Here is an 18,839-nt window from a genome sequence, read left to right as displayed (position 1 = left end):
AGGAGAAATGAGGGAGAATAGAGATGGATTTAATCGTTACTGCGACATCACAAGGTCTTTTATGGGGAACCATGGCTTTAGGAATCTTTATCACGTATCGGATATTAAATTTACCGGATATGACAGCAGAGGGCTCTTTTCCGTTAGGAGCAGCAGTTACTACACAATTGATCATTAATGGTATGAATCCTTTTTTAGCAACAGCTATTAGTTTTGTATCAGGAATGTTAGCAGGAGCCATTACCGGAATTTTAATCACCAAAGGAAAAGTTCCAGGTTTATTGGCCGGTATTTTGACGATGACAGGATTGTATTCAATTAATTTACGCATCATGAATCGTGCCAACCTCAGTTTGTTGGGGGAATCTCGTGTAACTGATATCTTCCAGTCAGTCGAATTGCCGAATCAATTCGATTCGATCTTTCTAGGTTTGATTATCGTCGCTGTAGTCATTTTAGTGTTGGCTCTTTTCTTTAAAACTGAACTGGGGCAAGCTGTTATCGCCACAGGGGACAATGAGAAAATGGCACGCGCCATGGGAATCATTACAAACCGGACGAAGATTTTAGGATTGATGTTGTCAAATGGTATTATAGCGATGTCAGGGGGACTAGTAGCCCAAGATAATGGTTATGCAGATATCAGCATGGGTATCGGAGTAATTGTTATCGGTCTGGCTGCCGTTATTATAGGGGAAGTGGTCTTCGGGAACTTATCTTTCGTCAACCGATTGATTTGTGTGATTCTAGGAGCGATCATTTACCGATTGATTATTCTTTTAGTCATTCTGCTTGGCTTGAATCCAAATGATCTGAAATTGATATCAGCCATTTTATTGGCAATTTGCCTAGCTTTACCAAGTCTGAGAAATGCTTTGCACTTGAATTTCTTCACTAGAAAGGAGCGGATGGACTAATGAAACCTGCATCTGTATTGTCCTTACAACATATCTCAAAAACGTTTCAACGAGGAACAGCCAATGAAAATCCAGTCTTAAAAGATCTTTCATTAGAAGTTGAAAATGGAGACTTTATTACGATCATTGGCGGAAATGGATCTGGAAAATCAACTTTACTCAATAGTATAGCTGGCAATGTACTAGTCGATAGTGGACACATTAAAATCAATGAAGAGGATGTCACTAAGTTAAAAGAGGAACGTAGAGCTGGAAGAGTCGGACGAGTCTTCCAAGATCCACTGATGGGAACAGCTCCTCGAATGACAGTTGGAGAAAATTTGGCCATCGCTTTACGCAGAGGTCAAAAAAGAACCTTCAAATTCGGTACCAACGCAAAAGAACAGGCTTACTTCAAATCATTATTGGAACCCTTAAACTTAGGACTTGAAAACCGGTTAAATGCTGAAATGGGGTTATTGTCCGGTGGTCAAAGACAATCGATCACCTTATTGATGGCAACGATGAAACGTCCTGAATTACTGTTGCTGGATGAGCATACAGCAGCTTTAGATCCAAAAACAGCTGAAACTGTACTGGATTTGACTCAGCAATTGGTTGAAAAAAAGCAGTTATCTACACTGATGATCACACACAATATGCAAGATGCCTTAACTTATGGGAATCGAATGATTATGATGAACAGAGGAAAAGTTGTCGTGGATGTGAGTGGAGAAGAAAAATCACGACTAACGGTTCCAGATGTAATGGCACTTTTCCAAAAAGCTACGGCGGGATCTCAACTATCCAATGAAACGCTATTTAGCTAAGATAAATCAACTGTAAACTTATTTCATTTGGTTATACAACTAATTCATTTATTGTAAAAGGAACTTGGTCAATCGACTAAGTTCTTTTTATCTTGTAAAAAATAGAGACTTTAAAAAAATTTTTTTAAATGGATTTCTCTTTTGATATCCATTGCATTTGCAAGCTTTTTACTATATAGTTGCTACATACAAACATTAGGAGTTGACATATATTATAGGGGGAGCGAGAACAGTGGATTACGAAGTTTCAAGTCACGACTTATTGGTCAAAATGGAAGAGTTCCAAAATCATTACCGTAAATTGTTGAGCACGATATTAGCTGATCATAATGTTACTCAATCAGCATTTACGATCATGAAGACGATTAAAGATGAGCACAAAACATTAAAAGAGTTAACCATTATTACAGCCTTGGATAAATCAACATTAAGCCGCCAAGTCAATACATTGAGTAAAAAAGGTTGGATAGTAAAAGAAGCCGGTACAGACAAACGGTACGCTTATTTATACCTTACGGAAGAAGCTTTGACGTTAACGAATACTTTACTCTTTGAAATTGAACAACAATTAGGGTTCATTTTAAGAGGATGGCCTATTGACGAAAAGCAGCTTTTACTTGTGTTATTGGGTAGAGCAAATCGAAGCATAGCTCATTTTGAAGCACAAAATAAAAAAGAAGCACTGAGGGGATAAAGAATGGATTTTAAAACATTGAATAGTTTATCAAAAGAAGAATTAGTGCAGCTGGTAATAGATCAGTCTGAAGAAACTAAAAGACTGGAAAATCAACTAGATGCGGAAGTAGAAGAAAATCGATTTATTAAAAGTCTGGGTTTTGTAGATGGGTTCCAGAATTATCAATCCTATTTTATTCGTTTTTTTGAAGATGAAAGTGAAGGAACCGCAAAAAAAGGCAGTATATTTTTAGGTTTGTTCAATGACTTTATTCAAGATTATGGGAGAGAGTCGGTCATAGAATTATTGGATCAATACATGGATGGCCACATTTAATTTGTCTCAGATCAGTTTGGACTATTTTAATGTAATTGTTTCTCACATCAGGTAAAATAAGGAAGAAAAACACCATTTGGAAAGAAGGGTAATAAAGAAATGAAAAACTCAAACAACAAAGCGTATCGTACGGCTATTTTAGGTATTTTTACAGCCATTATATTATTGCAAAGCTTTGTTCCTTTTCTTGGATATATTCCGATTCCTCCACTGAATCCTACCATTATCCATATTACGGTTATTGTCGCTTCATTGGTTTTAGGTACTAAAGAAGGAATGATCGTTGGAGGGGTTTGGGGCATTATTCGCCTAGTCCGTGCATTTGCGGCACCTCAGACACCATTAGACCCGCTGATTTTTACCAACCCGTTGATCTCAGTGTTGCCACGTATTCTAGTCGGGTTTGTTGCTGGTCTGGTTTTCTATACGTTTAGAAAAAAAACAAAGAATCAAACTTTTGGAATGGCCTTAGCAGCTGTTTTAGCTTCTCTTACGAATACAATCTTGGTACTAGGTTTTATTTATCTTTTTTACAAGGATGATTACGCGACAGCTATTAATGTGGACAGTTCAAATCTGATGTATGTCTTAGGTGGAGTTGTTTTGACAAACGGAATCGCAGAAGCATTAGCTGCAGGTATTTTAGGGCCGATTATTGCCAAACCGTTGTTGAAAATCTCGCCAACTAAGAAAAATAAATCCTTTTAGTCATCTAATAGTAATCATTTCGAAATGATTTGTCATCGACTTCAATGTTATACTAGTTTTTGTGGGAGAGGACATTTTTTTCCTAAACAGTGTGATAGAAATGGAGAGGTATTTACATGAAAGATCCTAAGAAACCAACACGAACGAATAATCGTTCTACAAACAATAAAGAGCAGAGCTTAACTCGAAAGATTACCATTGGTTTAGTGATCATTCTTATTTTGAGTTTGCTGTTCCTTGCATATACTATATTTGGCGGTGGTGGAGAAGAGGATGAAAATTCATTCTTAGATACTTCTAGTGAATCCAGCTCAATGCTTTCTGAAAGCAGCGAAGAAGAAACAAATAGTGAGAACAGTTCAGAAAGTGAGAGCTCACAATCTTCTGAATCAAGTTCTTCAGCATCAGAAAGCAGTGAAGAAGAATCATCAGATTCAGAATCTGAAGAACCTGATGACGAAGCAGCTTCTGGAGATTGGGATCCGGTTGGGACAGAACAATCTGGAGAACACACAACCAATTACTCTGAAGGTTCGCAAGACCGTATTGAAATCAAACGTGCTTCCTCTGTTGCCACAGGTATCAGTGAGGGCGACATGATTGAATGGTGGGTAGGAAATGCTGGAGATCAACAGGTCGAAACAGTTATTTCCAATAATGCTCAAACGGAAACGTACCAAGTTCTTTTACGTTGGGTAGACAATCAAGGATGGCAACCGGTTCAAGTAGAACCCTTAGCGGATAATCCATACAACTAAATCAGTCATAGCAAATAACCCCTCAGTTTGGAGTCCATAAACTTCATCTGAGGGTTTATTTTTATCCTTCCCCCAAAACTGACAGCAAAATCTGAGAGATTCTTCCCGCACTAATGAATGCTTGATTTCTTCCGATTAAAACTACAGTGTGATAAACTTGTTCTAAACAAACCAATTACAAACGTAAAAATAGAGTTGCTTGGAGGCTGGAAAAATGAAAAAGCAAACTGATTTTAGTGTAGTGGAAGAAATACTCCACAAAACAAAAGAAGAAGTCGCCAATATGCATCCGATCAACATCCTTTTAGCAGGAAAGACCGGTGTTGGAAAAAGTACGTTGATCAACAACGTCTTTAGAGAACGCCTAGCTGCTACAGGAGTTGGAAAACCGGTAACTCAACATTTGAGAAGAATTTCCAAAGAACATATTCCTATCGTATTGTATGATACCAAAGGACTCGAACTCAAAGAAGATACTCAGCAGACAGTCAAAAAAGAAATCTTTGACACTATCAAAAAAAGGAAAGAGTTGGGCGTTAAAGAAGCGATCCATGTAGCTTATTACTGCATCAATGCCAATTCTTCAAGGATTGAACAAATGGAGATCGACATGATTCGAGAACTAAGTGCTCATGTGCCTGTTATTATTGTTCTGACACAATCTATGGGAGAACCTGCAAAAGAGTTCAAATCATATATTGAAAACCTGAATTTGAACGTAGTCAGTGTGATCAATGTGATGGCTGAAGACTTTCGCATCACAGATGAATTGTCCATTCCTGCTTTCGGGCTAAATGAATTGATTCAAACGACTTTTGAAATCATACCGGAAGAAACTAAGGAAGCTTTTAATAATGCCCAGCAAGTTGACATTGCGTTGAAAGCCAAGTCAGCTCGCAATTGGGCAGTGAAGTATATTGTTTCGTCATTCGGTATCGGCTTTGTACCTATTCCTTTTTCAGATGCCTCTTTACTCGTTCCGATGCAAATAGGATTGCTGGCTCATATCACAGCTATATTTGGTATTTCCATGGATAAAGCCACGATCACTAGTTTAGTTGCTGCAATTGGCGGAACAGGCGGCGCTACATTTGCTGGTCGATACATCGTATCCAATATCGTCAAATTCATTCCTGGTGCAGGAACGATTGCTGGTGGAATCATCAGCGGGACCACAGCTTCAATGATGACTACTGCTCTAGCTATGAGCTATATTGAAGTATTGGCGGTCATCGCTAAAGGGGAAAAAGATGGCAAATATCCAGACTTGAAGAACATTGAAACGTTGATGCGAGAAAAATTTGAAGAACGACTGAAAAAAGGCGGTAAAGAAAAATCCATTGATTCTCTTTCCGACATTCAAACCGAAGATCCTCAACCAAAATCAAAGAAAAAATGGTGGCAACGAAAGAAATAATAGAAGGGTGACCCACATTATGCGGATATTTATCGGTATTGAATTAAGTTGTCCTGTCAAAGAAAAGTTGTTCGAATTGCAGCAGCAGATTCGTCCATATGTTGTCAAAGGTCATTTCACTTCTCTAATGAACTTCCATTTGACGCTGCAGTTCATTGGAGAAACACCCCATAGCGATATCTTAAGGTCAATTGTTTCGTCTGTAGCAGGAGATTCAAAACCTTTTGACCTTTCCTTAGATCATCTAGGTCAATTTCTCAAAAAGAATAAATCCATCTTATGGGCTGGTCCTGATTCTGATCAACAGTTAAATGAATTGTACGAAAAACTCCATCAACATTTTTTGCACCACCATTTAGAGATGGAAAAGAGGTCATATGCTCCTCACGTTACATTTGGCAGGAATATCGTACTCCTTGATTCTTTTGAGCAAATGAGACAAGAATTGAATTGGAAAGCTGTTCCTGTAACGATCGACAACATCACTTTATTTGAAAGTACTCGTATCCATGACCAGTTGGTCTATCGTCCAATTGCAAGATATCAAATAGGTCTCTAGGTGCGGGTGCGAAAAGACAGAAAAGAGGGGAGAATCATTTGTTAGAAAACATCCAACATTTTTTTTCAGAATATCAACCAAAAGCATTACACGTCAAAAGAGAATATGCTGTCCTGATCCCGATCATCATGGTGAAAGGATTTCCGCATATCTTATATGAGGTCCGCAGTCAGCATATTTCTCAACCAGGAGATACGTCTTTTCCAGGAGGTAAAGTAGAACTAGGAGAAAGCTATCAAGAGGCTGCCGTACGAGAAACGATAGAAGAATTGCAGATCCCAGGTGAATCCATCCAAGTTATCGGAGAAATGGATTTTATCGTCCAAAACAATTCTATTATCCATTCTTTTATAGGAGAAATTAAAGGGATCGATATCAAAGACATCGTTTGGAACGAAGAAGTGGCTGAAGTGTATACAGTTCCACTACGGTACTTCATGAAAAATGAGCCTGATTACTATTCGGTGGACATGATGATGAATTACCCTAAAGATTTCCCTTATGATCGTATTCCAAATGGGAAAAACTACAAATTCCGTCATGCGCGAAATCAGATTGCTTTTTACAATTTGGATGATCATTACTTATGGGGGTTCACCGCTTCATTGACACAACGATTGATCAGTTTAGTGAAAGAACACCATTTACTAGACAACTAAAGACACAAAAAAGTGAGGCGCACGATGCAGCCTCACTTTTTTTGTGTCTTCAGTTGATTAAAAAGGACCATATTGAATAGCGTTTGCGATCAATAAGAAAATCAGTCCGATAGTCAGCCAGATTCCCATCAATTTACCGATAAATTTCAACCAAGTATCATAAGAAACTTTAGCAATCGATAATTGTGCCATTAATACACCAGATGTCGGAATGATTGAATCCATAAAGCCATCTCCGAATTGGAAGGCCAGTACAGCCGTTTGTCTAGTGATACCAAGAGTATCAGCTAACGGAATCATAACTGGCATTGTAGCAGCTGCTTGTCCGCTGCCTGAAGGAATGAAGAAGTTAACGACGATTTGTGTAAGGTACATCCCCACAACAGCTAATGAGTCTGGTAACGAACTGATTACATTAGACAAACCATTGATTAACGTATCAATGATCAACCCATTTTCCATGACCACTAAAATAGAGCGAGCAACACCAACAACTAGGCCGGCAAAGACCATTTCTTTTGCTCCCACAACAAAAGACTCCGCAATTTCACTGGGTCTCATTCTGGAGATGAAACCCGTTAAAATTCCCATTCCTAAGAAGACTGAACCAATCTCTACAATAAACCAGCCATATTGGAATACACCGTAACCGATGATGGCAAATCCGCCGACAAATACAAGCAACGTTGCTAAATGGCGCTTAGTGAATGGAGGAAGGTCGTCGAAATTGATGGTCCCTTCCGTCACATGAGTGCCTTTTTTACGGTTGTACAACAAACTATTTTCTGGATTTTTTTTCACTTTTTCTGCATAACGCATCAAGTAAGCAGAAGTAACGATCCACAAGATCGCTAAAATAATTAACCGGAAACCGACTCCCGAGAATAAAGGCAATTCGGCAATTTCCTGAGCGACTCCGACAGAAAACGGGTTCATAAAACCAGCGAAGAAACCAATGGCTGCTCCCAGTGAAATCATCCCCAAACCAACTAAGGCATCGTACCCTAATGCTAAAGCAAGTGCGACTCCAATGGGAATAAATACAATCGTTTCTTCAGAAAGCCCCATTGTAGATCCTAAAATACCAAACACTAAAATCAAAATAGGGATGACCCATTTTTCTTTTCCTTGTAATTTTTTAACCAGCAAGCTGATCCCCGAACTGATCATTCCTGAATCGGTAATCAGTTGAAAAGCACCACCTACAATAAATAAGAAAAAGATAATGTCAGCTGTCTCTGTCATTCCCGTTGGAATAGACTTTAATACATCAAATAAACCTTGTGGGTTAGAATCCACTACTGTATAGGAATTCGGAATAACAACTGTCCGTCCATTCACCTCAGTTCGTTCAAATTGCCCTGCAGGCAACACATACGTTAGAATCGCCATCACAATTGTAAAAGCTATCAGCGTTACAAATGTGTGAGGGATTCTAGACCTTTTTTGTTTCTCCATGGTAAATCCTCCTAATCATTTCTTGAAACGAAATACTACTAAATAAAATGTATTCCCTTGAGTACAGAAGCAGAGTAAGCTCTTAAAAAACGCAAAAAGACTATGAGCAAAAGGGCCCATAGTCTTTTCCGTTATACTATACCTTCTGCCCGCAATATGAAGAGCTCTCCTAAAAACAAATTTGGGCAATTTGTTCAGGCAGTGTTACGCTTATTTAGCGTAACCCCAGTACATCTGCACTTCGGCGATAATTCCTTTCAGAAAACCCTACTCTTAATTACCGCAGCCTCTACATCACATTGAATAATATTCAGTTTCTTAACCGCTACAAACTATACAGGATTCACTTTATAATTGCAATATTTTAGGGGAAATTCTAAGAAAAAGGGCATTTTTTAATTCAATGCAAAAAATTATTTGAATAAAATCTCACTATTTTGAAAAGATTAGTGTAGACTAAGAATAAATGAATAGGAGGCGTGAAAGGTGTTTTCATTATTTATTCTCATGCTTGAAAGAGGCGGTCTAATTATTATTCTGGCTTATTTGCTGATCAATATTCCTTATTTTAAAAATATTTTGACAAATCGCTCTCGGATGAGTTCGAAGCTCAAATTAATTGTGATGTTTAGTGTATTTGCTTTTATTTCTAATTACACGGGTGTGGAGATCAATCAAGACGAAATGATCGTCAATCAATTTGTCACACAATTATCTGCAAATTCTGCTCTAGCTAATACACGTGTATTAACGATTGGTGTATCTGGATTGATCGGCGGCTCATCCGTCGGTATTATTGTCGGTCTTGTTTCAGCTGTCGTCCGCTTCTTCCAAGGTGGAGGCGATGTTCACATTTATATCTTGTCTTCAGTACTGATTGGATTGTTTTCCGGTTATTTCGGTAGCCGATCCATCCAAAAGAACACTTACCCAACTGCTTATGAAGGCTTGGTGTTAGGATTTATGATGGAACTGATCCAAATGGGGTGTATTTTCTTATTGGGAAGCGATTACGCCGAATCGTGGAGCTTGATTCGGTTCATTGCTTTGCCCATGATGCTGACGAACAGTATCGGTACAGGTATTTTTCTCTCCATTATTGAAACGACTCTTCACCAAGAAGAACAGACAAAAGCCGTCCAGACTCATGATGTGCTGCAGCTGGCAAATCAAACGATGCCTTACTTTCGTTCCGGATTGAATGAAGAATCGTGTGAAAAAGCTGCTCGAACGATCCAACAATTTATGAAAGTGGACGCTGTGAGCATTACCAATCAAGAAAGGATTTTGGCCCATGTAGGAGCAGCTAGCGACCATCACATTCCTTCTCTTGAGATATTGACCGACTTGTCGAAAAAAGTTTTGCATACCGGAAAGGTCAGTGAAGCCCATTCTCAAGAAGAGATCGGGTGCAATCATATGGGCTGTCCATTAGAAGCAGCAATCGTGATCCCGTTAAAATCCAAACAGAAAACCATCGGGACCTTAAAAATGTACTTTACAGATAAAACACAACTTACCTTTGTCGAGCGTCAATTGGCAGAGGGATTAGGCAATATTTTCTCCCAACAAATCGAATTGGGAGAAGTTGAATGGCAAAGCAAATTATTGCAAGATGCTGAGATCAAATCGCTTCAATCACAAGTCAATCCGCATTTTTTCTTTAACACGATCAATACTATATCCGCGTTGATCCGTATAGACAGCGAAAAAGCCCGCTCGCTGCTGCTTCAGTTGAGTCAATTTTTCCGTTCTAATTTAACGGGAGCTCGAACCAATTTGATTCCTTTGACGAAAGAACTGCAACAAGTAGAAGCCTTCCAACGCTTAGAAGAAGCCCGCTTTCCTGAACGCTATCAACTAGAGGTCCATTACGATAATGGATTGGAACAAGTCTTGCTGCCGCCTTTTTTGATTCAAGTATTAGTAGAAAACGCCTATCGACATGCTTTTAAAGGGCGAAAAAAAGGAAATCAAGTGGTAGTGGCTATCCGCAATCAAGGAGATGCCATTCAAATCAGTGTGCAAGACAATGGAGTGGGCATCGATCCAGAGGTTTTGGACAAATTAGGCAACGAAATCGTATCTTCAAATAAAGGTTCGGGTTCAGCCATCGAGAATCTGAATAAGCGATTGATCAGTTTATTTGGAGAAAATGCTCACTTACGTTTTGATTCTACTGAGACTGGGACGACTGTATCTTGTATTATACGTCGAAATGACTTAGAGGAGGAAAAGAATGCATACCTTAATCGTTGATGATGAGCCTTTAGCCAGAAATGAGCTGGCTTATTTATTAAAACCGCTTCCTGAAATCTCGTCTATCAAAGAAGCGGATTCTATAGAAGAAGCGATCAGTGTTTTGATCGATCAGCGGATTGACTTGATATTTTTGGACATCCATTTAACAGAAGAGAGCGGATTGACGTTAGCTAATAAATTAAACCTGCTTCAACATCCGCCGATCATTATTTTTGCGACGGCTTATGATGAATATGCCTTGCAAGCCTTTGAGTTGAATGCGAGGGATTATGTTCTTAAACCTTTTTCATTGGACCGGATCCAAAAAGCCGTCCAAAAAGCGCATCAAAGTTTTTTAGCAACTACTGCTCAAATTTCATCTAATACTCCAGAAGCAGCAAGAGAAGATACGATACCTGTCCAGATAGAAGAACGGATCATCTTAGTGAAAGTTCAATTGATCATCGCGATCAGTATCAACAACAGGGAATTAAATCTTCATACAGAAGAAGGAACCTATACTCTACATGGAACATTGAATGCCTGGGAAGAAAAGTTATCTTCTGATTCATCTTTTATCCGAGTACATCGTTCGTTTATTGTAAATCAATCGAAAATAAAAGAGATCCAACCTTGGTTTAACCATACGTATCAATTGACAATGGAGAATCAGTTAAAAGTTCCCGTAAGTCGTTCGTATATGAAACCCTTTAAGGAAAAAATCGGATTATAAATATGAAATTCAGAACTGCAGGCGTGCATCTCAGCCTGCAGTTCTGTCATTTCAGTAAAAAACAGACCAATTTCCGTAAAATACAAGTAAAATAATCTTGTAAATTGAAAGGGTATTCATAAAAGGAGGAGAACAAATGGTTACGTTAATTGGCGGGATCATCTTATTAGTTTTAGGGTATTTTACGTATGGGAAATACATTGAGAAAAATTTCTCGATCGATCCGGATCGTAAAACACCGGCAGAGGTGCTAAAAGACGGGTATGACTTTGTACCGATGTCAAAAGGGAAAAACGCTATTATTGAATTATTGAACATCGCAGGAACCGGACCGATATTTGGACCGATCATGGGAGCATTATACGGACCCGTAGCTTATATCTGGATCATTGTGGGGTGTATTTTTGCTGGAGCTGTACATGATTATATGTTAGGGATGATCTCTCTAAGAAATAACGGGGCTCATTTGCCGGAATTGGCCAGCAAATACTTAGGTAAACCCGTTAAACATGTGGTCAATATTTTTACTATGTTGTTATTGATGCTGGTAGGGACCGTTTTTGTCACTTCGCCAGCCAACTTGATTGATAGCATCACACCAAGCTGGCTAGGTCTAAGTGTGATTGTTATACTGATCTTCGTCTATTACATTATTTCAACTGTCTTACCGATCGATAAAGCCTTAGGGAAAGTTTATCCTTGGTTTGGCGCTATTTTGATCATCAGTACAATCGCGATTGGAATCAGCTTATTGTTTAGCGGTTATTCCATTCCAAATCTGACTCCAAGTACCTTACAAAACTTCCATCCAGGCGGTTTAGCTATTTTTCCAGCTATTTTCTTTACGATCTCATGCGGAGCATTATCTGGTTTCCATGCTACACAAGCTCCTATGGTTTCTAGAACCAGCACAAATGAAAGAGAAGGGCGCTTTACGTTTTACGGAATGATGATTGCTGAAGGAGTCATTGCTATGATCTGGGCAGCAGCCTCTATGAGTTTATTTGACGGTCAGACTTTGAGCCAAATGATTGATGCCGGTACAGCTTCACTAGTCGTTAATGAAGTGTCTATTATGCTGCTTGGAAATCTCTTTGGGACCATTGCGATCATTGGTGTTATCGTATTACCGATATCATCCGGTCTGTCAGCATTTAGAAGTTTGCGTACGATATTAGCTGATTACCTCAATATTAAACAAGATACCATTAAAAAAATATTGATGGTCACTATCCCGTTGTATCTCATTTCTTTTATCTTGACAAATGTCGATTTTAATATGTTGTGGAGATACTTTAACTGGGCAAACCAAGTGACAGCTGTTATTTCCTTATTGGTTTCTACACGTTATTTATATTTAAAAGGAAAAAATTATTTTGTCACCTTGGTGCCAGGAACTTTTATGTTATATGCAGTAGTCGTTTATATCTTAAGCGAACCGATTGGATTCCGAATGGGGCTGACTACTATGACTTTCATTGTTGCTTTAGTGGTCTCTATAGGAATTTTAGTGTTATTCTGGACCTCAGGTAAAAAACAAAAAGTTACTGTTGATCCAGATGGAGAACTGATCAATGATCAATTGCCCATTGGAACGTTTTCTTCAGAAAGTGTTTAACGAGTAAAAAGAGAAGGACTGTAAAAGAAGTTAGAGGACTAAGACCTTTAACTTCTTTTTTTCTGCCTTTACTGTTACCATCATTGTAGTATCATCAATTGATAAATCGATTAATTAATTTATTCACTAACTTTCGGGTGTATGTGATAAAATGTTGCTAAAATATTCTAAAAATGGTATAATAAAATTGTGAAACGATGAACTATATAAAAATGAAAATTTAGAGGAGTGTTGAACATGCAAAAAGAAATGACTGCTTTACAATTGTTTTTCCGTAACGGAGATATTTTAGTTGTCAATCGTGAAGTGATTGGGGATTTATGGATCAAACAGGTAACGACTTCTTATGGCAGAATCAACGGCAGTGATTTTCAAGAAATTCATCCTTGTCAGTCGTTTAAAATTGAATTGTTGCCGGAAGCTGACCGTGTAGATGCTGAAAATATCAACTATGGCGGCTTGGAATCAGGAATGTTTGAACGCATTAAAAAATACTCAGACATTGAAACAATGGATATTTTGTATATAGATCCAACCGATACGTCTTCAGAGGTCATTCAGTCAGAACGCATTTATTTCCCTTACGAAGCACAAGATCCAGATGGCTTAGACAACAAACATCAGTCAACGCAAATGGGTGCAGACGGTCACTTGTATGTCTTAATCGATCCCGAAAAAACAGTCACAGAAGTTTTCTCCCAACTCCCTTAAAACTAAAAACTTTGCTCAAGAACAAAAACTGTTCTTGAGTTTTTTTGCTCTCTGTCATAAGATTCAACTTAAAGGGCATCTTAGCAAATGATGCCTTTTAAGTTGAATCTTATGATATAATCAATTAAAGAGGTGAACAGATGACAAAACAATTGGAAAAAAATCCGTATGCAGCCATCATAGGCGACATCAAAGACTCCCGCAATATTGCCGATCGAAAAGAAGTTCAAGAAAAGTTTCGGTCTACTTTGCAACATATCAATCAGAAATATGCGGATGACATTGCTTCTCAGTTTATGATTACTTTAGGAGACAGCTTTCAAGGCCTGCTAAAAAACAAACAGACGATTATGAGTATTGTTTTTGAAATTGAATTGGCCATGTCTCCTATTGAATTGCGCTTCGGCATCGGTCTTGGAGACATCAGCACCACGATCCAACGAGAAAATTCAATGGAGATGGACGGTCCAGCTTATCATCGGGCACGGCAAATGATTGAAACGATCGAAGCCAATGAAAATAAATATACCCGAAGTGAAACCAACATGATGATTTGTTCTGGTACTGATTCTTTACAAACAGATCAATTGTTGAATACTATTCTATCTCTGGCCACAGCTTTAAAATCAAAGTGGTCAGATCGTCAAAAAGAAGTGATGTATACTTATTTCACACATAGTGAGAATCAATATAAAACAGCTGAAGCATTAGGTATTGGTCAATCCAGCGTCAACAAAGCGCTGAATACAGCAAAATATTATACTTATAAAACAGCATTGACGGATACCAGTCTGTTTCTAAGCCAAAATACTCGGGAGGATGATTAGTTGAATCAGGAAGTTTTGTTAACTTTATTTATTGGACATGTTCTGGGCGACTTTTACTTTCAATCATCTACGTTGGCCAGAGACAAAGAATATTCAGGTAAAAAATTATGGCTACATTGTTTAGGATATTTGATCACTATGGTAGGCGTAACGCTTCCGTTTTTTGGATGGTCTTTAGTTAAAATCGCCTTATGGGTCTCCACGCTGCATTTTTTGATTGATGGATCGAAATTTTTGGCTCATCGCAAATATCCAATTGAAAAAGGTAAAGATACATTCGTTTATCTGATAGACCAAGGCTTACATATTCTGGTCTTGTTGACGGTCGGTGTCTATCTTAGCCTTTCTTCCATAACGATCCTTCCTTTTTCAGTAGTAGAGTCTGTAATAGCAGAGCTAGGGTGGACCTTGGAAAGTCTGTTGTCTTGGGTGTTGATTCTATTAGTCTTGATGCAGCCATGCAGTATCACCATCAAGAAAGTATTGAATTACTACCGGCCGACGAGTGAAGAGCATGTGGATGAAGGTATCCCTAATGCTGGTGCACTGATAGGGGTTTTTGAACGGGTCTTTATCCTATTGATGTTGTATGCCAACCAGTTTACTGCTATAGGATTTGTTTTGACCGCGAAGTCGATTGCACGATACAATAAAATTTCAGAGAATCCTCAATTTGCCGAGTATTATTTATTGGGAACGTTATTGAGTACCTTATTGATCATCATCAGCTATTTTTTCATTTTCTAAAGATGTGCATATTAATGAATCATTATCTAAGATTCGCTTTTTAGCGAATCTTTTTTAGTTAGATAGGATAAAATACTGAGCAAGAAAAATTTAAATGGTATACTATTCATACAGAACAAAAACACCTATTGTGGGAAAAGGAGAATTTTATGGCATTCAAAAAAATCGATACACAAGAGTTACCGGATATTCAGTCTGTAGGAACAATTTATGAACATGCAGAAACAGGAGCAAAAGTTCTTTATTTAGCCAATGACGATCCCAACAAGGCTTTTACAATCGGATTCAAAACACCTCCATACAACGATAACGGAATTGCGCACATTATCGAACATTCCGTATTGAATGGATCTAAAAAGTACCCTTCAAAAGAACCGTTTGTTGAGTTGATAAAGGGGTCACTAAATACATTTGTCAATGCTATGACTTTTTCAGATAAGACAATCTATCCAGTGGCATCGACCAACCAAAAAGATTACATGCATTTAATAAGCGTTTACTTAGATGCGGTCTTTAAACCAAACTTTTACGAAAATGCACAAATATTAGCGCAAGAAGGTTGGCATTACCATTTAGAAGCTGCTGATGATGAGTTGATCTATAAAGGTGTGGTGTACAATGAAATGAAAGGAGCGACTGCTTCTCCGGAAAGACAAGTACAGCATCATTTAACGCGACAATTGTATCCAAACAGTGTGTACCGTCATGAATCTGGTGGAGACCCCAAAGCGATACCTAGTTTGACACAAGAGGAATTTACCGCTTTCCATCAACAGTATTATCATCCCAGCAATTCTCTTACCGTGTTATATGGAGACATTGATGAAGTAGAGGTCTTTGGTGCACTGGAAGAGTATTTCAGTGGGTTAGAGAAACAAACAAAAGCCGTTGATTTGTCTTTTGAAGTGATTGTTCCTGATGAAGATGTATTTAAAGCTACTTATTCCATAACGGCAGGAGATGATCCGGAAGGAAAAGATTATCTGGCTTTAGGGTGGCATGTGGCTGAACCGAGTGATGTATTGGATATGTATGGATTAGAGGTAGTAGAAGAGATTTTATTGGGCAGTAATCAATCGCCATTAAAAAAAGCGTTATTAGATGCGGATATTGGTGGAGACATTGTAGGCGGATTAGCGGATTTTGGTTATCCGACAGCATTTATGATCACGGCTAAGTATTCAGATACTGCTAAAATGAATCAGTTCAAACAAGTAGTACAAGAAACATTAGAGTCACTGACAACTGAAGGAATTGATGTAGAGCTGATTGATGCAGCATTAAACAAAATTGCCTTTCAGACTAAAGAAGCGGCTATTTCAGAAGACAGCCCGCGCGGTGTTATTTACGCTATCAACGCCTATCGTTCGTGGTTATATGATAAGAGCCCTTATGTGAACTTACAATTTTCAGACTATTTGAAAGAATTGGGAGAATTAGCCGGCAAAGGGTATTTTGAACAATTGATCAAAGATAAATTGTTGAACAATCCGTTAAAGACAGCGGTAATGTTAGAAGCTGAGCCTGGGAAGAGTGATCGATTAGAAGCAGAAGCTCATGCACAGTTGCAAGCGTATAAAGCAGAGTTGTCGGATGAAGAAGTTTCTGCTCTCATTGAACAGACTCAAGCGTTGATTGAACGTCAAGAAACACCAGATAAACCGGAAGAGTTGACTAAAATTCCAACGTTGATGAAGGAAGATCTCAGTACACATGTAGAAAAATATCCACTGACGGAAACGTCCTTTGACAAAGAAACCCGTTTTTATCATGCGGAACAATTTACCTCAGGGATCGATTATGTGAGTTTGTATATCGATTTGAAGGATGTTTCTGCTGATGAATATCGATGGTTGAGTTTAGTGAGCCATTTGGTAGGTAAACTAGCGACTAAAACATACAATGCAGCAACATTGCAACGTCAAATAGACTTGCATACAGGTGGTATTTACGGAACTATCGCGGTATTTGAAGATCAAACAGGAGAATTAAAGCCTTACTTTATTTTGCGTGGAAAAGCGTTAGAGTCATCCCTGGAAGAGCTGGTCTTATTGATGCAAGAGATCATGTGCCATACGCAGACTGAAGATAACGGCGAAATATTAAAAACTACACAGCAATTGATTTCTCAATTTGAACGCCGGATCAATTCCAGTTCTCACGTATTGGCAGCAAACCGTGCGTTGAGTCAACTAAAACCATCAGCTAAATTAAATGAATTGATCAGTGGAATAGACCAATTTCAGTTCTTAAAAGAGATTCGTGCTGATTTGCAATCGGATAAAGCGAAAGATGTAAAAGAACGCATCACTCAAACCTTTAGTCGCCTGCTGAATAAAAATCGGTTGAATATTCTATGTGTCGGGGAACAAGACCGCGAAAACCTAGTTAAAGAAAAACTGCAAACAGCTTTCTCTGGGCTGCCAAGTGCTGAATTAGGTGAACCGGCAGACATTACACCAGGGGCCAAACAAAATGAAGCCTATGTCACAGCTCAAGATGTGAACTATGTGGCTATAGCATCAAATGCTGGTGATGTATTGGATTACAGCGGTGCTGCAAAAGTTTTGGCTACGACGATTCGTTACAGTTATTTGTGGAATGAGATTCGGGTGAAAGGCGGGGCATATGGATCGCTGTACAACCACCAAAGAAATGGTCAATTTGCCTTGAGTTCTTACCGTGATCCGAATATTCGTAAAACGATAGAGGCTTATAAAGGCCTGCCAGATTATGTGGCGCGAATAGACTTGTCTGACAGCGAGTTGTTGAAATACATTATCGGAACGATCAGCCCAATGGAACAACCGAAATCTGCTTTCACTAAAGGATTAACTGCCTTTAATCGCTTAAAATCGGGGGTTACTCGCGAAGAATTGATGCATTTGAAAGAAGCGATCTTAGAGGTTGACTCAAAAGCACTCGCAGGTCTTCACAAAGATGTAGCGAGTGTACTGGACGATAGCACGATGGTCGTAATCGGTAATAAAGCGCAAATTGAAACTGAAAATGACTTATTTGATAAAATGTATGAGCTGTATTAAACTGCTGAAAACATACACAATCACTCATAATGAGAAAAGCTAAGATGTATGGGTGAAAGGAGGACATAGAATGAACGTTATCACACCAAAAGAAGTAGCCTCGTTAATGGAAGACGAAAAAGAAGTATCTATCATAGATGTACGTGAAGCTGATGAAGTAGCTTCAGGAGCTATCCCAGGAATCAAACACATTCCTTTAGGAGAATTAGACGAACGCAAAGAAGAACTCGATAAAACAAAAGAACACATTCTTGTTTGCCGGTCTGGAAAACGTAGTGCCGCAGCTTGTAATCAATTAGCAGCTGAAGGGTACACGGTTAAAAATATGACTGGCGGAATGAACGAGTGGGGCGGAAGAGTAGAATAGAAGAGGGTTTTAAAAGGTCCGTGAAGCAGAGTACTGAATCAACTATTCAGTACTCTTTTTCTATTTAAAAGCGTGCATGTACAATAAATCTCGCTTAAAAATGCAGCAATATTAAAAAGAATAAAATGTATGTGTAAAATAGTTCTCGAGAGCCAATAATTTTACTGGAAAAAAGAAAGAAGGCACTTTATCATAAATGTATGCTTTGCAGGGCAAATACATAAATGAAAGAGGCCTTCTTATGGATAAGATTA

18 protein-coding genes and 1 riboswitch are annotated in these 18,839 nt (G+C 38.5%); of the genes, 17 read left to right on the top strand and 1 reads right to left on the bottom strand.

The annotated features are described in order from the left end of the window. The first annotated feature begins 23 nt into the window (after positions 1–23). The 9 genes from ACEN4I_RS08795 (at position 24) to ACEN4I_RS08755 (ending at position 6,839) form a co-directional block, all read left to right on the top strand. Positions 24–917 (top strand): ABC transporter permease, encoded by an 894-nt coding sequence (locus tag ACEN4I_RS08795; RefSeq protein ID WP_407097083.1) that lies wholly within the window; start codon positions 24–26, stop codon positions 915–917. Continuing rightward, positions 917–1,726: an ABC transporter ATP-binding protein gene (locus ACEN4I_RS08790; RefSeq protein ID WP_407097084.1), complete on the top strand. Its 810-nt coding sequence runs from the start codon at positions 917–919 to the stop codon at positions 1,724–1,726. Before ACEN4I_RS08795 ends, ACEN4I_RS08790 begins: the two co-directional genes overlap by 1 nt. Before the next feature lie 232 nt (positions 1,727–1,958). Then, on the top strand, positions 1,959–2,420 hold the full coding sequence (locus ACEN4I_RS08785; protein ID WP_407097085.1) for a MarR family winged helix-turn-helix transcriptional regulator: 462 nt from the start codon (positions 1,959–1,961) through the stop codon (positions 2,418–2,420). Positions 2,421–2,423: 3 nt separating this feature from the next. After that, the gene (locus ACEN4I_RS08780) at positions 2,424–2,738 is read left to right on the top strand and encodes a hypothetical protein (protein WP_407102745.1); all 315 of its coding nucleotides are present in this window, start codon (positions 2,424–2,426) and stop codon (positions 2,736–2,738) included. A 99-nt stretch (positions 2,739–2,837) separates the two neighbouring features. Further along, complete coding sequence (locus ACEN4I_RS08775) at positions 2,838–3,446, top strand: ECF transporter S component (RefSeq protein ID WP_407102744.1); 609 nt, start codon at positions 2,838–2,840, stop codon at positions 3,444–3,446. Between the two features lie 116 nt (positions 3,447–3,562). Further along, positions 3,563–4,204 (top strand): YrrS family protein, encoded by a 642-nt coding sequence (locus tag ACEN4I_RS08770; protein ID WP_407097088.1) that lies wholly within the window; start codon positions 3,563–3,565, stop codon positions 4,202–4,204. Between the two features lie 214 nt (positions 4,205–4,418). Beyond that, positions 4,419–5,621 (top strand): YcjF family protein, encoded by a 1,203-nt coding sequence (locus tag ACEN4I_RS08765; RefSeq protein WP_407102743.1) that lies wholly within the window; start codon positions 4,419–4,421, stop codon positions 5,619–5,621. A gap of 19 nt (positions 5,622–5,640) precedes the next feature. Beyond that, positions 5,641–6,180 carry an RNA 2',3'-cyclic phosphodiesterase gene (gene thpR, locus ACEN4I_RS08760; RefSeq protein WP_407097090.1) on the top strand — a complete coding sequence of 180 codons (540 nt, stop codon included), beginning with the start codon at positions 5,641–5,643 and terminating at the stop codon, positions 6,178–6,180. Positions 6,181–6,218: 38 nt separating this feature from the next. Then, positions 6,219–6,839 (top strand): NUDIX hydrolase, encoded by a 621-nt coding sequence (locus tag ACEN4I_RS08755; RefSeq protein WP_407097091.1) that lies wholly within the window; start codon positions 6,219–6,221, stop codon positions 6,837–6,839. Positions 6,840–6,896: 57 nt separating this feature from the next. Here the strand turns inward: ACEN4I_RS08755 and ACEN4I_RS08750 are convergent, their stop codons facing one another. Next, positions 6,897–8,297, bottom strand: coding sequence for a YfcC family protein (locus tag ACEN4I_RS08750; RefSeq protein WP_407097092.1), 1,401 nt, complete (start codon positions 8,295–8,297; stop codon positions 6,897–6,899). Between the two features lie 153 nt (positions 8,298–8,450). Next, positions 8,451–8,597, bottom strand: a riboswitch (Lysine riboswitch). 186 nt (positions 8,598–8,783) lie between these two features. Here ACEN4I_RS08750 and ACEN4I_RS08745 point away from each other — a divergent pair. From ACEN4I_RS08745 to ACEN4I_RS08710, 8 genes are all read left to right on the top strand, one after another. Beyond that, positions 8,784–10,556 carry a LytS/YhcK type 5TM receptor domain-containing protein gene (locus tag ACEN4I_RS08745; RefSeq protein WP_407102742.1) on the top strand — a complete coding sequence of 591 codons (1,773 nt, stop codon included), beginning with the start codon at positions 8,784–8,786 and terminating at the stop codon, positions 10,554–10,556. Continuing rightward, a complete protein-coding gene (locus ACEN4I_RS08740) occupies positions 10,537–11,271 on the top strand; it encodes a LytTR family transcriptional regulator DNA-binding domain-containing protein (protein ID WP_407097094.1) in 735 nt (244 codons plus the stop codon). Before ACEN4I_RS08745 ends, ACEN4I_RS08740 begins: the two co-directional genes overlap by 20 nt. Positions 11,272–11,407: 136 nt before the next feature. After that, positions 11,408–12,889, top strand: coding sequence for a carbon starvation protein A (locus tag ACEN4I_RS08735; protein ID WP_407097095.1), 1,482 nt, complete (start codon positions 11,408–11,410; stop codon positions 12,887–12,889). Between the two features lie 237 nt (positions 12,890–13,126). Further along, a complete protein-coding gene (locus ACEN4I_RS08730) occupies positions 13,127–13,600 on the top strand; it encodes a hypothetical protein (RefSeq protein ID WP_407097096.1) in 474 nt (157 codons plus the stop codon). A gap of 140 nt (positions 13,601–13,740) precedes the next feature. Then, positions 13,741–14,427 carry a SatD family protein gene (locus ACEN4I_RS08725; RefSeq protein WP_407097097.1) on the top strand — a complete coding sequence of 229 codons (687 nt, stop codon included), beginning with the start codon at positions 13,741–13,743 and terminating at the stop codon, positions 14,425–14,427. Continuing rightward, complete coding sequence (locus tag ACEN4I_RS08720; RefSeq protein ID WP_407102741.1) at positions 14,428–15,174, top strand: DUF3307 domain-containing protein; 747 nt, start codon at positions 14,428–14,430, stop codon at positions 15,172–15,174. Positions 15,175–15,323: 149 nt separating this feature from the next. Continuing rightward, a complete protein-coding gene (locus tag ACEN4I_RS08715) occupies positions 15,324–18,218 on the top strand; it encodes an insulinase family protein (protein WP_407102740.1) in 2,895 nt (964 codons plus the stop codon). Positions 18,219–18,288: 70 nt separating this feature from the next. Next, on the top strand, positions 18,289–18,585 hold the full coding sequence (locus ACEN4I_RS08710; protein WP_407097100.1) for a rhodanese-like domain-containing protein: 297 nt from the start codon (positions 18,289–18,291) through the stop codon (positions 18,583–18,585). Positions 18,586–18,839 lie beyond the last annotated feature (254 nt).

The sequence above is a fragment of the Desemzia sp. FAM 23990 genome, assembly GCF_045528485.1.
Lineage (GTDB): Bacteria > Bacillota > Bacilli > Lactobacillales > Carnobacteriaceae > Desemzia.
This window is presented reverse-complemented; position numbering and strand designations above follow the sequence as displayed.

What these genes read in the sequence shown, in the direction of transcription:
- ACEN4I_RS08780 (WP_407102745.1), top strand. Translation starts at nt 2,424, where the DNA reads ATGGATTTTAAAACATTGAATAGTTTATCAAAAGAAGAATTAGTGCAG.
- ACEN4I_RS08790 (WP_407097084.1), top strand. Translation starts at nt 917, where the DNA reads ATGAAACCTGCATCTGTATTGTCCTTACAACATATCTCAAAAACGTTT.
- ACEN4I_RS08765 (WP_407102743.1), top strand. Translation starts at nt 4,419, where the DNA reads ATGAAAAAGCAAACTGATTTTAGTGTAGTGGAAGAAATACTCCACAAA.
- ACEN4I_RS08775 (WP_407102744.1), top strand. Translation starts at nt 2,838, where the DNA reads ATGAAAAACTCAAACAACAAAGCGTATCGTACGGCTATTTTAGGTATT.
- ACEN4I_RS08735 (WP_407097095.1), top strand. Translation starts at nt 11,408, where the DNA reads ATGGTTACGTTAATTGGCGGGATCATCTTATTAGTTTTAGGGTATTTT.
- ACEN4I_RS08730 (WP_407097096.1), top strand. Translation starts at nt 13,127, where the DNA reads ATGCAAAAAGAAATGACTGCTTTACAATTGTTTTTCCGTAACGGAGAT.
- ACEN4I_RS08740 (WP_407097094.1), top strand. Translation starts at nt 10,537, where the DNA reads ATGCATACCTTAATCGTTGATGATGAGCCTTTAGCCAGAAATGAGCTG.
- ACEN4I_RS08750 (WP_407097092.1), bottom strand. Translation starts at nt 8,297, where the DNA reads ATGGAGAAACAAAAAAGGTCTAGAATCCCTCACACATTTGTAACGCTG.
- ACEN4I_RS08795 (WP_407097083.1), top strand. Translation starts at nt 24, where the DNA reads ATGGATTTAATCGTTACTGCGACATCACAAGGTCTTTTATGGGGAACC.
- ACEN4I_RS08770 (WP_407097088.1), top strand. Translation starts at nt 3,563, where the DNA reads ATGAAAGATCCTAAGAAACCAACACGAACGAATAATCGTTCTACAAAC.
- ACEN4I_RS08725 (WP_407097097.1), top strand. Translation starts at nt 13,741, where the DNA reads ATGACAAAACAATTGGAAAAAAATCCGTATGCAGCCATCATAGGCGAC.
- ACEN4I_RS08715 (WP_407102740.1), top strand. Translation starts at nt 15,324, where the DNA reads ATGGCATTCAAAAAAATCGATACACAAGAGTTACCGGATATTCAGTCT.
- ACEN4I_RS08710 (WP_407097100.1), top strand. Translation starts at nt 18,289, where the DNA reads ATGAACGTTATCACACCAAAAGAAGTAGCCTCGTTAATGGAAGACGAA.
- thpR (WP_407097090.1), top strand. Translation starts at nt 5,641, where the DNA reads ATGCGGATATTTATCGGTATTGAATTAAGTTGTCCTGTCAAAGAAAAG.